This window comes from Gilliamella sp. Gris3-2 (genome assembly GCF_001690345.1).
Classification (GTDB): Bacteria; Pseudomonadota; Gammaproteobacteria; order Enterobacterales; family Orbaceae; genus Gilliamella; species Gilliamella bombi.
Window position 1 is genome coordinate 34,863 of the sequence record NZ_LZHB01000024.1, and the last position, 15,889, is coordinate 50,751.

The window sequence follows — 15,889 nt, forward strand, 5'->3', positions numbered from 1 at the left end:
AGTATCATGTCTATTATTAGAATGCAAGATCTTGATCTAAAAGGAAAACGCTTATTTATTCGCTCAGATCTTAATGTGCCGGTCAAAAATGGTAAGGTAACTTCCGATGCGCGTATTAAAGCATCACTACCTACTATTGAAGAAGCCATCAAAAAAGGTGCTAAAGTAATGGTTACCTCTCATATTGGCCGTCCAACAGAAGGTGAGTATAATCCAGAGTTCTCTTTACAACCTGTTGTTGATTATTTAAAAGAACACGTGTCATTCCCTGTTCGTTTAGTAAAAGATTACCTCAATGGTGTAGATGTAAAAGAAGGCGAATTAGTTGTACTTGAAAACGTTCGTTTCAATGTAGGCGAAGGTAAAGATGATGAAACTTTGTCTAAAAAATACGCTGCTCTTTGTGATATTTATGTAATGGATGCATTTGGTACAGCTCACCGAGCTCAAGCTTCGACTCATGGTGCTGGTAAATTTGCGCCAGTGGCTTGTGCTGGGCCATTGTTAGCAGCTGAACTTGATGCGTTAGGTAAAGCATTAGATAATCCAGCAAGGCCAATGGTTGCTATCGTTGCCGGTTCTAAGGTATCAACAAAATTAACCGTACTTGATTCTTTATCAAAAATTGCTGACCAAATTATTGTTGGTGGCGGTATTGCTAATACTTTTATTGCCGCTGAAGGTTATAATGTAGGTAAGTCTCTTTATGAAGCAGACTTAATTCCAGAAGCTAAAAAATTAATGGCTAACTGTGAAATCCCAGTTCCAACTGATGTTCGTGTTGCAACAGAATTTAGTGAAACAGCAACAGCGACTGAAAAATCAGTTAAAGACGTTAAAGAAAATGAACAAATTCTTGATTTAGGTGATAAATCAGCAGAAGTATTAGCAAATATTATCAAAAATGCTAAAACCATTTTATGGAATGGTCCAGTGGGTGTTTTTGAATTTCCTAATTTCCGTCGTGGTACTGAAATTGTAGCCAAAGCAATTGCCGATAGCGAAGGTTTTTCAATTGCTGGTGGTGGGGATACATTAGCTGCAATCGATCTATTTGGTATTGAAGATAAAATCTCTTATATTTCAACTGGTGGCGGGGCTTTTCTTGAATTTGTTGAAGGTAAAAAACTACCCGCTGTTGCGATGTTAGAAGCTAGAGCAAAGGCCTAGTATTTGAGTTCAGTAAAAGGATGAGATAATTACTCATCCTTTAATTTTTATAAATAAATTTATAGGTAATAAAATGGTTACTAAGATTTCTGATGTTGTTAAACCTGGTGTTGTCACTGGTGATGATGTTCAAAAAGTATTTCAAATCGCTCGCGAAAATAACTTTGCATTACCTGCGGTTAACTGTGTTGACACAAATACTATCAATGCCGTTATTGAAACAGCCGCAAAAGTAGGTTCTCCTGTTATTGTTCAGTTTTCTAACGGTGGAGCTCAATTTATTGCTGGTAAAGGCCTAAAATTAGAAGGTCAAGAATGTGCTGTGTTGGGTGCTATTTCTGGCGCAAAACATGTTCATCTTATGGCTGAAAAATATGGAGTCCCTGTTATAGTTCATACTGATCACTGCGCTAAAAAATTACTTCCATGGGTTGATGGGTTACTGGATGCAGGCGAAACTCATTTTGCTAAAACAGGTAAACCATTATTTTCATCTCATATGATTGATCTTTCAGAAGAGTCATTAAAAGATAATATTGATATTTGTTGTCAATATCTTGCTCGTATGTCAGCAATGAAAATGACTTTAGAGTTAGAGCTAGGATGCACTGGTGGTGAAGAAGATGGTGTTGATAATAGTCATATGGATAGCTCAGCACTTTATACTCAACCGGAAGATGTAGCTTATGCTTATGAACGTTTAAGTGCTATCAGTCCTCGTTTTACTATTGCAGCTTCATTTGGTAATGTGCATGGAGTTTATAAACCAGGTAATGTTAAATTAACGCCAAAAATTTTAGATAACTCACAAAAATATGTATCTGAAAAATATAATCTACCAGCTAAATCATTAAACTTTGTATTCCATGGTGGATCAGGCTCTACACCGGAAGAAATAGCTGAAGCAGTTAGTTATGGTGTAATTAAAATGAATATTGACACAGATACGCAATGGGCTAACTGGTCTGGTATCTTAGATTATTACAAAGCAAATGAAGCTTACTTACAGGGGCAATTAGGTAACCCTGAAGGCGTTGATGCTCCAAATAAAAAATACTACGATCCTCGCGTATGGTTACGTAAGGGACAAGATTCTTTAGTTGCTCGTTTAGAACTTGCATTTAAAGAGCTTAATGCTGTAGGTGTTCTTTAATTTTTATGTTATTTAGGATTAAAGCAAGGTATTTGCCTTGCTTTTGATTTATCTATACTTAAATTAAATCTTGCATTTTCAATTAAGTTATAGGATAATTCTGCCCTCATTTAACTTAGGGGAGCTGTCTATTTATTAATAATTATTATTAATAGAGGCGTTTGCACCCAAGCAAAGGAAACTAAAAATGGCAAAAAAAGTACAAGCTTACATCAAGTTGCAAGTTGCAGCTGGTGCAGCAAATCCTAGTCCGCCAGTTGGTCCAGCACTTGGCCAACATGGTGTGAATATCATGGAATTCTGTAAAGCATTTAATGCAAAAACAGAAAGCATGGAAAAAGGCTTACCAATTCCTGTTGTAATTACAGTCTATTCTGACCGTTCATTTACATTCGTAACTAAAACACCTCCAGCAGCTGTTTTGTTAAAGAAAGCGGCTAAAATCAAGTCTGGTTCAGGTGAACCTAATAAGAAAAAAGTAGGTAAAGTAACGAGTGCACAAATTCGCGAAATCGCTGAATTGAAGGCTGCAGATATGAATGGTGCTACCATTGAAACGATGATGCGTTCTATTGAAGGGACAGCTCGTTCAATGGGCTTGGAAGTGGAGGGTTAATTCATGGCTAAATTATCTAAGAAGGCTAAACTTATCCGCGAAAAAGTAAACGCAACTAAACAATATGATATCAATGAAGCAATTACTTTATTAAAAGAATTAGCTACAGCTAAATTTACAGAAAGTGTTGATGTTGCTGTTAATTTAGGTATTGATTCACGTAAATCAGATCAAAATGTTCGTGGTGCGATCGTTCTTCCTCATGGTACTGGACGTAGCGTGCGTGTTGCTGTCTTTACTCAGGGTGCAAATGCAGAGGCTGCAAAAGAAGCTGGTGCTGAATTAGTGGGTATGGACGATCTTGCAGATCAAATCAAAAAAGGCGAAATGGATTTTGATGTCGTAATTGCATCACCTGACGCTATGCGCGTTGTTGGTCAATTAGGTCAAATTTTAGGACCACGTGGTTTAATGCCAAATCCTAAAGTTGGAACTGTAACTCCTAACGTTGCAGAAGCTGTAAAAAACGCTAAAGCTGGTCAGATCCGTTACCGTAATGATAAGAATGGTATTATCCATACTACTATTGGTAAAGCTGATTTTGATGCAGATAAGCTTAAAGAAAATTTAGAAGCATTACTTGTTGCGTTGAAACGTGCAAAACCAGCCTCTTCTAAAGGTGTATTTATTAAGAAAGTTAGCCTTTCTACTACAATGGGTGCTGGTGTTGCTATTGATCAAGCAACATTAAATGCAACTGTTTAATTATTATTTATAATTAAATAGAGGAATCGGTTGGTGTCTGGCCTTAACCAGACCCCGTCCAAGACCGTAGGTGTGGTTGTTGTGTGACTACTTAATTTTCCTACGTAGACGGTGACAGAACCTGATAAGATATAATAGAAGGATTCTGCTCATCGTGGTTGTGCTAGCTATATTTGTAGCTAGCTTGAATAAGTCTAGGCTTTTGCCTAGTATAATCCAGGAGCAATACCAATGGCACTAAATCTTCAAAATAAACAAGAAATTGTTGCTGAAGTCAATGAAATCGCCAAAGGTGCGCTATCTGCAGTTGTTGCTGATTCTCGAGGCATAACTGTAGAAAAAATGACTGCATTACGTAAATCTGCTCGTGAAGCGGGTGTTTATATGCGTGTTGTTCGTAATACGCTATTACGCCGTGTTGTTGAGGGCACTCAATATGAGTGTTTAAAAGATACGTTTGTTGGTCCAACTCTAATTGCATTTTCAAATGAGCACCCAGGTGCTGCAGCGCGTATTTTTAAGGCGTTTGCGAAAGAAAATGAAAAATTTGAGATTAAAGCCGCAGCCTTTGAAGGTGAGTTGATTACTGCAGCGAATATTGATCGCTTAGCAACATTACCTACATATGAAGAAGCATTAGCTCGCTTGATGTCAACCATGAAAGAAGCCGCAGCTGGCAAATTGGTTCGTACTCTTGCAGCGGTTCGCGATCAAAAAGAAGCTGCTTAATTGGCGGTTTGATTGTGAATTTTATTAATTAAAAAATGTAAATTTGGGAAACTATATTATGTCTATCACTAAAGAACAAATTTTAGATGCAGTTGCTGAAATGTCTGTTATGGATGTTGTTGAACTTGTATCAATGATGGAAGAAAAATTTGGTGTTTCTGCAGCAGCAGCTGTAGCCGTAGCCGCAGCAGGTCCAGCTGAAGCAGCAGAAGAGAAAACTGAATTTGATGTAATCTTAAAAGATGTTGGTGCTAATAAAGTAGCTGTTATCAAAGCAGTTCGTGGTGCAACTGGTTTAGGCTTAAAAGAAGCTAAAGACCTTGTTGAATCAGCTCCAGCAACAGTTAAAGAAGGCGTTAGCAAAGCCGATGCTGATGAACTTAAGAAAGCACTTGAAGAATCTGGTGCAGTTGTCGAGCTTAAATAAGTTTATCGATATTCCGATAAATGGCTGGGGGTTTTATACCTCCAGCCTTTTTGCGCTATAATAAGTTAAAGAATTTTATTTGAAGATTATCAATAAAAAATAATAAAGAAATAGTATATTTATTAAACCTAATCAATTGATATTTATAGATATTTTCGATGAGGTGTCAGGTGTATCAGTTGGCGATAACACCCTGATGAATATTTAATCATGCTAAAATAGCAGATAAGCAAGTTGAGGAACTAATGGTTTACTCTTATACCGAGAAAAAACGAATTCGTAAGAATTTTGGTAAGCGTCCACAAGTCTTGGATATACCGTATCTTCTTTCTATTCAACTTGATTCGTTCCAGAAATTTATTGAGCAAGATCCAGAAGGACAATATGGCTTAGAAGCTGCATTCCGTTCAATATTTCCGATAAAAAGTTATAGTGGTAACGCTGAGTTACAGTACGTGAGCTTTATGATGGGCGAACCTGTGTTTGATGTTAAAGAATGTCAAATTAGAGGGATCACTTACTCAGCACCGTTGCGCGTAAAATTACGTTTAGTTATTTATGATAAAGATGCGCCAGAGGGAACAGTTAAAGATATTAAAGAGCAAGACGTCTATATGGGCGAAATTCCTTTAATGACAGACAATGGTACATTTGTGATAAACGGTACAGAGCGTGTAATCGTATCGCAATTACATCGTAGTCCAGGTGTGTTCTTTGATAGTGATAAAGGTAAAACGCACTCTTCTGGTAAAGTTTTATATAATGCTCGGATTATTCCTTATCGTGGTTCTTGGCTTGATTTTGAATTTGATCCAAAAGATAATCTTTTTGCTCGTATTGACCGTCGTCGTAAACTTCCAGCAACAATTATTTTACGTGCATTAGGTTATGAAACAGAAGAAATTTTAGATATTTTCTTTGAAAAAACTATTTTTGAAGTTAGCAAATCCAAGTTAAAAATGGATCTTATTCCAGAGCGTTTACGTGGTGATACAGCACTATTTGATATTGAGTCAAAAGGTAAAGTTTACGCTGAAAAAGGTCGACGTATTACAGCTCGTCACATTCGTGAGTTAGAAAAAGATAAAGTTAGCAAAATTGATGTACCAGTTGAATATATTGTTAACAAAGTTCTTGCTAAAAATTATGTTGATGAAGAAACAGGTGAGGTAATTGCTTTTGCCAATACACCGATTTCATTAGAACTATTACTTCAATTAACGAATGCTGGCTATAAAAAGATAGAAACATTATTCACTAATGATTTAGATCATGGTGCATTTATTTCTGAGACATTAAATGTTGATTCAACTCGTGATCGACTTGGAGCATTAGTTGAAATTTATCGCATGATGCGTCCAGGTGAGCCACCTACAAAAGAAGCAGCTGAAGCGTTATTTGATAATTTATTCTTTTCTGAAGAACGTTATGATTTATCTGCTGTTGGTCGAATGAAGTTTAACCGTTCATTAGGGCGTGATGACATTGAAGGTGAAAGCGTTTTAACGAAAGATGATATCGTTGACGTAATGAAGAAATTAATCGCTATTCGTAATGGTCACGGTGAAGTTGATGATATCGACCATTTAGGTAATAGACGTATTCGTAGTGTTGGTGAAATGGCAGAAAACCAATTCCGTATTGGTTTAGTTCGTGTTGAACGAGCAGTGAAAGAACGCTTATCTCTAGGTGATCTTGATTCACTAATGCCACAAGATATGATTAATGCTAAACCAATTTCAGCAGCGATTCGTGAATTCTTTGGTTCAAGTCAGTTATCTCAGTTTATGGATCAAAACAATCCACTATCCGAAATTACGCATAAACGTCGTATTTCAGCTTTAGGACCAGGTGGTTTAACGCGTGAACGAGCAGGATTTGAAGTGCGTGACGTACATCCAACGCACTATGGACGTGTCTGTCCAATCGAAACGCCTGAAGGTCCAAACATTGGTTTGATTAATTCATTAGCAGTTTATGCTCGTACCAATGAGTATGGCTTTTTAGAAACACCATACCGTCGTGTTATTGATGGTATTGTAACTGATGAAATTACCTATTTATCAGCGATTGATGAAAGTGAATTTGTAATTGCTCAGGCAAACTCAAATCTTGATGAAAATGGTCGTTTTAAAGAAGATTTAGTAACTTGTCGTTTAAGTGGTGAATCGGGTTTATATAGTCCTGAACAAATTCATTATATGGATGTATCAACTCAACAAATCGTATCAGTTGGTGCTTCATTAATTCCGTTCCTTGAACATGATGATGCGAACCGTGCCTTAATGGGTGCGAACATGCAACGTCAAGCAGTACCAACCTTAAAAGCTGAAAAGCCGTTTGTTGGGACTGGTATGGAACGTGCAGTAGCTGTTGACTCGGGTGTAACAGCGGTTGCTCGTCGTGGTGGTACAGTTCAATATGTTGATGCATCGCGTATTGTGGTTAATGTTAATTCAGATGAAATATATGCTGGTGAAACAGGTATTGATATTTATAACTTAACTAAATATACACGGTCTAACCAAAATACTTGTATTAACCAAATTCCATGTGTGGAATTGGGAGAAAAAGTTGAGCGTGGTGATGTACTTGCAGATGGTCCATCTACTGACTTAGGTGAATTGGCACTAGGGCAAAATATGCGAGTGGCATTTATGCCATGGAATGGTTATAACTTTGAGGATTCTATTTTAGTTTCTGAAAAAGTGGTACAAGACGACCGTTTTACCTCGATTCATATTCAAGAGTTATCTTGTATTTCTCGTGATACAAAATTAGGTGCAGAAGAAATTACGGCGGATATTCCAAACGTAGGTGAAGCAGCACTGTCTAAACTTGATGAATCAGGTATTGTATACATCGGTGCTGAAGTAAAAGGTGGCGATATTCTGGTTGGTAAAGTGACACCTAAAGGTGAAACTCAATTAACGCCAGAAGAAAAATTACTACGTGCTATTTTTGGTGAAAAGGCATCTGACGTTAAAGATACCTCATTACGTGTGCCAAATGGTGTTTCAGGTACTGTTATTGATGTTCAAGTGTTTACTCGTGATGGCGTAGAAAAAGATAAACGTGCAATTGAAATCGAAGAGATGCAACTCAAGCAGGCGAGAAAAGATTTAACTGAAGAACTTAAAATCTTAGAAGCTGCATTGTTTGCTCGAATTCGTGATGTATTAATTTCAGGTGGAATCAAAGCGGATAAATTAGATGCTTTACCACATCAAAAATGGCTAACAATTGGTATCGCAGACGAAGATAAACAAGCTCAATTAGAACAGTTGGCTGAACAGTACGACGAAATAAAAACAGAGTTTAACAAAAAACTTGAAGCTAAACGTATGAAGATTACTCAAGGCGATGATCTACAGCCTGGCGTTCTTAAAATCGTTAAAGTTTACTTGGCAGTTAAACGTCAAATTCAGCCTGGTGATAAGATGGCTGGTCGTCATGGTAACAAAGGGGTTATTTCAAAAATTAATCCAATTGAAGATATGCCATATGATGAAAAAGGTCGTCCAGTTGATATCGTATTGAATCCGCTAGGTGTTCCGTCCCGTATGAATATTGGACAGATATTAGAAACTCATTTGGGTATGGCTGCTAAAGGTATTGGTCAGAAGATCGATGCTATGCTAAAAGAACAGCAAGAATTAGCTAAATTACGTGAATTTATTCAAAAAGCGTATGATCTTGGTTTAGGTGCTGCGCAAAAAGTTAATGTTGCACAATTCACTGATCAAGAAGTGATGACTTTAGCACAAAATTTACGTAATGGTATGCCATTAGCAACACCTGTATTTGATGGTGCTAAAGAGCAAGAAATTAAGGCATTACTTGAACTGGGTGACTTACCAACTTCTGGTCAAATTACTTTGTATGATGGTCGTACAGGTGAAAAATTTGAACGTCCAGTTACTGTAGGTTATATGTATATGCTCAAATTGAATCACTTAGTTGATGACAAAATGCATGCTCGTTCTACTGGTTCATACAGTCTGGTTACTCAACAACCATTGGGTGGTAAAGCTCAATTTGGTGGTCAACGTTTTGGTGAGATGGAAGTGTGGGCACTTGAAGCATATGGTGCAGCTTATACCTTACAAGAAATGTTAACTGTTAAATCAGATGACGTAAACGGTCGAACTAAGATGTATAAAAATATTGTAGATGGTGATCATCGTATGGAGCCTGCGATTCCAGAATCATTTAATGTACTATTAAAAGAGATTCGTTCGCTAGGTATAAATATAGAGTTAGATGAAGAGTAATTTTCTCTAACTTAAATGATTTCTATTTATAGGGATAACTTATTAGTAATAATAAGTTATCTAATTGGTTTAACTCCATAGGAGTCAATTGTGAAAGACTTATTAAAGTTTCTAAAAGCACAAACAAAAACTGAAGACTTTGATGCTATCAAGATAGGCCTTGCTTCTCCTGATATGATTCGTTCATGGTCTTTTGGTGAAGTCAAAAAACCTGAAACAATCAATTATCGTACGTTCAAACCTGAACGTGATGGGTTGTTTTGTGCACGTATTTTCGGACCAGTAAAAGATTATGAATGTTTATGTGGAAAATATAAACGTCTAAAACACCGTGGTGTTATTTGTGAAAAATGTGGAGTTGAAGTAACTCAAGCTAAAGTACGTCGTGAACGTATGGGGCACATTGAACTTGCATCTCCAACTGCTCATATCTGGTTTTTAAAATCATTACCTTCTCGCATCGGCTTATTACTTGATATGCCACTTCGCGATATTGAACGAGTGCTTTATTTTGAGTCATTTATGGTTCTTGATGGTGGCATGACTAATTTAGAGCGAGGTCAGATTTTAACTGAAGAGCAATATCTTGACGCGTTAGAAGAGTTTGGTGATGAGTTTGATGCTCGTATGGGTGCTGAAGCTATCCAAGAATTATTGCGTAATATTGATGTGCAAGCAGAATGTGAAGCTCTACGCGATGAGCTAGCAACTACTAATTCTGAAACTAAGCGTAAAAAACTAACTAAACGTATTAAGATTATTGAAGCATTTATTCAATCAGAAAACAAACCTGAATGGATGATCTTAAATGTATTACCTGTGTTGCCACCAGATTTACGTCCATTGGTTCCACTAGATGGTGGGCGTTTTGCAACATCAGATCTAAATGATCTTTACCGTAGAGTTATTAACCGTAATAACCGTTTAAAGCGTTTATTGGATTTAGCTGCACCAGATATTATTGTCCGTAATGAAAAACGTATGTTACAAGAATCTGTTGACGCATTATTAGATAATGGTCGCCGAGGTCGTGCGATTACAGGTTCTAACAAACGCCCATTAAAATCCCTTGCCGATATGATCAAAGGTAAGCAAGGTCGTTTCCGTCAAAACTTGTTAGGTAAACGTGTTGACTATTCGGGTCGTTCTGTAATTACTGTAGGTCCATACTTGCATTTGCATCAGTGTGGTTTACCGAAGAAAATGGCACTTGAATTATTCAAACCATTTATTTACGGAAAATTAGAACGTCGCGGTTATGCAACAACCATTAAAGCTGCGAAGAAAATGGTTGAGCGTGAAGATGCAATTGTTTGGGATATCTTAGATGAAGTTATTCGTGAACATCCAGTATTATTAAACCGTGCTCCAACGTTGCATAGATTAGGTATTCAGGCGTTTGAACCTATCCTAATTGAAGGTAAAGCGATTCAATTACACCCACTAGTTTGTGCGGCATTTAATGCTGACTTTGATGGTGACCAAATGGCGGTTCACGTTCCATTAACGTTAGAAGCTCAGTTAGAAGCACGTGCGTTAATGATGTCAACCAACAATATTCTTTCACCGGCAAGTGGAGAACCTATTATCGTTCCTTCTCAGGATGTGGTTTTAGGCCTTTACTATATGACTCGAGATAAAGTTAATGCCAAAGGTGAAGGCATGGTATTAACTGGTCCTAAAGAAGCTGAAAAGCTATACCGTTTAGGCCTAGTTGAATTGCATGCTAAGGTTAAAGTTCGTATTACTGAAAGTCAACGAAATAGTGTAGGTGAGTGGGAAGATACTACCTCGATTGTTGATACAACTGTCGGTCGTGCAATTCTATGGTTAATTATGCCAAAAGGAATGAATTTCTCTGTTATTAATCAGCCTCTTGGTAAAAAAGCGATCTCTAAGATTTTAAATATTTGTTATCGCCAATTAGGTATGAAAGATACGGTAATTTTAGCTGACCAAATTATGTACACTGGATTTGCTTATGCAGCGCGTTCAGGGGTATCTGTTGGTATTGATGATATGGAGATTCCAGCTAAGAAATCACAAATCATCAATGAAGCTGAAATTGAAGTTGCTGAAATTCAAGAGCAATTCCAATCAGGCTTAGTAACTGCTGGTGAACGTTATAACAAAGTTATCGATATTTGGGCAGCAGCTAATGAACGTGTTGCTAAAGCCATGATGGATAACTTATCAACTGAAAAAGTCATTAACCGTGAAGGTGAGGAAGAAGTTCAATCTTCTTTCAATAGTATTTACATGATGGCCGACTCAGGTGCACGTGGTTCTGCTGCACAGATTCGGCAGCTAGCTGGTATGCGTGGTTTGATGGCAAAACCAGATGGTTCGATTATCGAAACACCTATCACAGCGAACTTCCGAGAAGGATTAAACGTACTTCAGTACTTTATTTCTACTCATGGTGCGCGTAAAGGTCTTGCCGATACTGCATTAAAAACCGCAAACTCAGGTTACTTAACTCGACGTTTAGTTGACGTTGCACAAGATCTAGTGGTAATCGAAGACGACTGTGGCACCTTAGAAGGTGTGGTCATGACACCAGTTATTGAAGGTGGTGATGTTAAAGAACCACTTCGTGAGCGTGTATTAGGTCGAGTCACAGCTGAAGATGTATTAAAACCTGGTAGTGCAGATATCTTAATTCAACGTAATACTTTGCTCGATGAAAATAAATGTGACTTACTTGAAGCTGAATCGGTAGATAGCGTTAAAGTACGTTCGGTTGTTTCGTGTGATACTGATTTTGGTGTTTGTGCAAAATGTTATGGACGAGATTTAGCTCGAGGTCACTTGGTTAATAAAGGTGAAGCCATCGGCGTTATTGCTGCGCAATCAATTGGTGAACCAGGTACTCAGTTAACCATGCGTACGTTCCATATTGGTGGTGCGGCATCGCGAGCTGCTGCTGAATCAAGCGTACAAGTTAAAAACAAAGGTAGTATTAAATTAACTAATGCTAAATTTGTAACTAACCCAGATAAGAAATTGGTTATTACTTCGCGTAATGCTGAATTAACTATTATTGATGAATTAGGTCGAATGAAAGAAACTTATAAAGTTCCTTACGGTTCGATTTTAAGTAAAGGTAATGGTGTAACAGTTGATGCGGGTGAAACTGTTGCTAACTGGGATCCGCATACAATGCCAGTTATTTCTGAAGCAAAAGGTTTTGTTCGTTTTGTTGATATGGTTGATGGGCAAACTATTACTCGCCAAACTGACGAATTAACTGGTTTATCATCTATTGTGATATTAGACGTAGCCGAACGTACTGGTGTGGGTAAAGATTTACGTCCAGCAATTAAAATTGTTGATGCTAAAGGCAAAGATATCTATCTTTCTGGTACAGAAATGCTTGCACAATACTTTTTACCAGGTAAAGCGCTAGTACAGTTAGAGGATGGTGCAGAAATCAATATTGGTGACACACTTGCTCGTATTCCACAAGCATCTGTTGGTACCAAAGATATCACCGGTGGTTTACCACGTGTTGCTGACCTATTTGAAGCTCGTAAACCAAAAGAGCCTGCTATTTTAGCTGAAATTGATGGTATCATTTCATTTGGTAAAGAAACGAAAGGTAAACGTCGTTTAATTATCACTCCGTTAGATGGTAGTGAACCATATGAGGAAATGATTCCAAAATGGCGTCAACTTAACGTATTTGAAGGTGAACAAGTTGGTCGTGGAGATGTAATTTCTGATGGACCTGAATCGGCTCATGACATTTTACGTCTACGTGGTGTTAATGCTGTAACACGCTATATTGTAAACGAGGTTCAAGAAGTTTATCGTCTACAAGGTGTAAAAATTAACGATAAACACATTGAAGTTATTGTGCGCCAAATGTTACGTAAAGCAACAGTTATCCATCCTGGTGGCTCTCGCTTGCTTGAAGGCGAACAACTTGAAGTTTCACGCTTGAAGATTATCAACCGTGAACTTGAGGCTCAAGGTAAAGAACCAATTGTTTATTTACACGATCTACTTGGTATTACCAAAGCATCATTAACGACTGAATCGTTTATTTCTGCAGCTTCGTTCCAAGAAACGACTCGCGTCTTAACAGAGGCAGCGGTAGCTGGTAAAAATGACGAATTACGTGGCTTAAAAGAAAACGTAATTGTTGGTCGATTAATTCCAGCTGGTACAGGTTATGCTTACCATAAGGAACGTTTACGTAAACGAGCAATGCCATCGACTGATGAGATTCAAACAACAATTTCAGCTGAAGAAGCTACAGCTAATTTAGCTGAGTTACTAAATTCAGCTGAAGAAAATCAATAGTCTCATTATAGATTTGATTCATAAATAGCACGCATAGCGTGCTATTTTTTTATATGATGACTAAAAGTCATAAATATAAAAAGTATAGGCATGTATGTTGTAATGAATCGTCTTTACCTTTCACAAGAGAAAATAGAAGAAAGCTATGCGCTGTTTTCTACAGAGTGGATGTCTAAAGTGGATTTTAAAGCTTAAGTTAATTTTGCACAATTTGCTCATAGTCTTCATAATATAAATAGCTAAGTATAAAAAGATTAATTTTTTAAATATTAAAAAAATCAAATAAAATCAATAGCACACCTGAGCGTTTTTGGAAAAATAAACTAATTTTTTAATTTTTACCTATTTTTTACAATGTTTGAATATTATCCTCAATGTATAAATGACAGTATTATCTAATTAATCAAATTATAGAAATTGTATTTTTAAATGTATTTGTGAAGGTCGGGTTTTATGATCTAAATCACAAAATTGAACATAGATTTAATCAATAAATAGTTGTATCAAGAGTAACAATTCTTGCTTATTGCTGTATTTAGCAAACTTTATAATAAATTTCCTCTTGCAGACGGAAAAATTCTCTATCCACATTAAGCCTTGATTGATTTACGCTTATTCTATCCAATTCAAAAAACAATAAGAGATATGTATTAGCTATGAACCCAATAAAATTTCGAATGATCGAGGATAATTTAGAACCAGAGTTAGTTACTGAACAAACCATTACGATCATTAATAGTTGGTTAGTACAGCATCAAATCATACAAAATGATGTTCAAAAAGCGATGTTATTTTCACATGTAAAAGCTATGGTTGAAAGGGCCAAAACATTAGAAACATTACCTGAAGTCGACCCTGGGTTATTTGATGAACTTTCAGAAGAATCTTTAGAACTGGCAAGAAAAACAATAAACTTATTTGATAATTTACCGATAGAAGAAGCATATTTATTGGCAGTTCATTATGAAGTAGCTAAAGCAAATTAAACGATTACTAGACAAGTAAAAAACAATAATTAATAGGAGAAATATTATGGCAGAAGTAGTCATTGTTATCGGCGATAGAATGGGAAAAGGGCAAAAAATTGCGGAGGGAATTAACTCAGTAGAAGGTTGTCGTGCAATCGTCATTCCAGGTATGGCAGCAGATATGAAATTAGGTGATGTAATGAATAAAGAAAATGCCGATTTGGGCCTTTCATTTTGTGGTAGTGGTGGAGCTGGTGCTATTACTGCACAAAATAAATATGGCTATTCACAACGCCATGGTATGCGATCAATTGAAGAAGGTGAAACAGCTATTAATGACGGCTGTAAAGTTCTTGGTTTTGGTTTTATGGACACGGAAGAATTAGGGCAACGTGTAGCAAAAGCATTTCTAAAAAAATATCCACGTTCATAAACGGTAAATGAGAATGAAAAAAACAGAACAGATACTTGTTAGAGTAAAAGGTCATGGTGATTCTAAGCAGCGAGCTTTTGCTATAGCTTTAAGTCAGGTTCAGAAAGAAGTACTCAAAAACACTAATAATATTATGTTGCGAATAGAACCAATTGACATTCAAGTTGTATCAGCAATAGAAAAGATAACAACAGAACGTTTTTTGTTTATCTTTTTACCAAGGAAAAAGACATTTTATGAAATCACGCTTGATGTATCTGTTAACTTAATTTTTATTGATTTAAATGATATTAAATGTACATCAAAATAACATAACGTAAAAGGGAAGTTATGGAAATTTTAATTATTGCATTCAAGTCTATTATTATCGGTGGACTTTGTGGTTTTGGGGTTGGTGCGGGAGCTGCTCGAATGTTTCATGCACCAACTTATCAAGGGATGGGAGCGTTTCGGACATTAGGCGAACTTAATTCTTGTGAAGGTGATCCTGCTGCGCACTTTTCATTTGGTTTAGGGTTCTTTTTTAATGCGTGGGCTTCATCGGTTGCTGCTGGTTCTTTTACTCAAGACGTCGATCATCGCATCATCCCTAACTGGGGTGGAGCTTTATTGATGATAAAAAATCGTAATCTTGCAGAAACCTTACATGATCCTAAAAAAATGGCATTTGCTTGTGCATTTATTGGGATGATTGTGGTGCTATTTTTAAATACAACTACTTCGGTTATTCCTGATTCGCTAAAAATTACTGCAACGAAGGTTCTTGTTCCTGCAGCTAACTTGCTAGTTGCAACTGTTATGCCCGTTATTTTCTGGTTAGCCGCTCTAGATGCAGGGCGTCGTAGTGGATTTTGGGGAACGTTATTTGGTGGGCTTGCACAGTTAATTATGGGCAATGCAGTACCTGGGTTGGTGTTGGGTATATTGATTGGTAAAGGTGTAGATGATAGTGGCTGGAACCGTGTGATGAAAATCATGTTAGTTGCTGTCATTATTTTATTTGTTATGAGTGGATATTTCCGTGGTTTTGATTTGAAGATGATTAACTCGTTTAGAGATGGTTTATCTTATTGGTTTAAATAATATAGGGACACATTATGAATACA

General features: G+C 36.9%; 12 protein-coding genes. All 12 read left to right on the plus strand.

Features of this window, described 5'->3' with window-relative positions; translation table 11 throughout:
* The first annotated feature begins 6 nt into the window (after positions 1 to 6).
* The 12 genes from pgk (at position 7) to A9G32_RS04420 (ending at position 15,866) form a co-directional block, all read left to right on the plus strand.
* On the plus strand, positions 7 to 1,170 hold the full coding sequence (pgk, locus tag A9G32_RS04365; RefSeq protein ID WP_065589638.1) for a phosphoglycerate kinase: 1,164 nt from the start codon (positions 7 to 9) through the stop codon (positions 1,168 to 1,170).
* Between the two features lie 73 nt (positions 1,171 to 1,243).
* On the plus strand, positions 1,244 to 2,323 hold the full coding sequence (fbaA, locus tag A9G32_RS04370) for a class II fructose-bisphosphate aldolase (RefSeq protein WP_065589637.1): 1,080 nt from the start codon (positions 1,244 to 1,246) through the stop codon (positions 2,321 to 2,323).
* Between the two features lie 187 nt (positions 2,324 to 2,510).
* Entirely contained in the window at positions 2,511 to 2,939 is a 429-nt protein-coding gene (gene rplK / locus A9G32_RS04375) for a 50S ribosomal protein L11 (protein ID WP_034884321.1), read from the plus strand.
* A 3-nt stretch (positions 2,940 to 2,942) separates the two neighbouring features.
* Positions 2,943 to 3,644, plus strand: coding sequence for a 50S ribosomal protein L1 (gene rplA / locus A9G32_RS04380; RefSeq protein ID WP_065589636.1), 702 nt, complete (start codon positions 2,943 to 2,945; stop codon positions 3,642 to 3,644).
* 231 nt (positions 3,645 to 3,875) lie between these two features.
* Complete coding sequence (gene rplJ / locus A9G32_RS04385) at positions 3,876 to 4,373, plus strand: 50S ribosomal protein L10 (protein WP_065589635.1); 498 nt, start codon at positions 3,876 to 3,878, stop codon at positions 4,371 to 4,373.
* A 58-nt stretch (positions 4,374 to 4,431) separates the two neighbouring features.
* Complete coding sequence (gene rplL / locus A9G32_RS04390; protein ID WP_034884317.1) at positions 4,432 to 4,800, plus strand: 50S ribosomal protein L7/L12; 369 nt, start codon at positions 4,432 to 4,434, stop codon at positions 4,798 to 4,800.
* A gap of 245 nt (positions 4,801 to 5,045) precedes the next feature.
* Positions 5,046 to 9,074 (plus strand): DNA-directed RNA polymerase subunit beta, encoded by a 4,029-nt coding sequence (gene rpoB, locus A9G32_RS04395; protein ID WP_065589634.1) that lies wholly within the window; start codon positions 5,046 to 5,048, stop codon positions 9,072 to 9,074.
* A gap of 90 nt (positions 9,075 to 9,164) precedes the next feature.
* Positions 9,165 to 13,382 carry a DNA-directed RNA polymerase subunit beta' gene (rpoC, locus tag A9G32_RS04400; protein WP_065575122.1) on the plus strand — a complete coding sequence of 1,406 codons (4,218 nt, stop codon included), beginning with the start codon at positions 9,165 to 9,167 and terminating at the stop codon, positions 13,380 to 13,382.
* A 656-nt stretch (positions 13,383 to 14,038) separates the two neighbouring features.
* A complete protein-coding gene (locus A9G32_RS04405) occupies positions 14,039 to 14,368 on the plus strand; it encodes a hypothetical protein (protein ID WP_051634154.1) in 330 nt (109 codons plus the stop codon).
* A 46-nt stretch (positions 14,369 to 14,414) separates the two neighbouring features.
* A complete protein-coding gene (locus A9G32_RS04410) occupies positions 14,415 to 14,783 on the plus strand; it encodes an SFCGS family glycine-rich protein (protein WP_034910428.1) in 369 nt (122 codons plus the stop codon).
* 13 nt (positions 14,784 to 14,796) lie between these two features.
* The gene (locus A9G32_RS04415) at positions 14,797 to 15,093 is read left to right on the plus strand and encodes a DUF4312 family protein (RefSeq protein WP_065575124.1); all 297 of its coding nucleotides are present in this window, start codon (positions 14,797 to 14,799) and stop codon (positions 15,091 to 15,093) included.
* Positions 15,094 to 15,113: 20 nt separating this feature from the next.
* Positions 15,114 to 15,866, plus strand: coding sequence for a DUF4311 domain-containing protein (locus A9G32_RS04420; RefSeq protein ID WP_034910435.1), 753 nt, complete (start codon positions 15,114 to 15,116; stop codon positions 15,864 to 15,866).
* Positions 15,867 to 15,889: the final 23 nt, after the last annotated feature.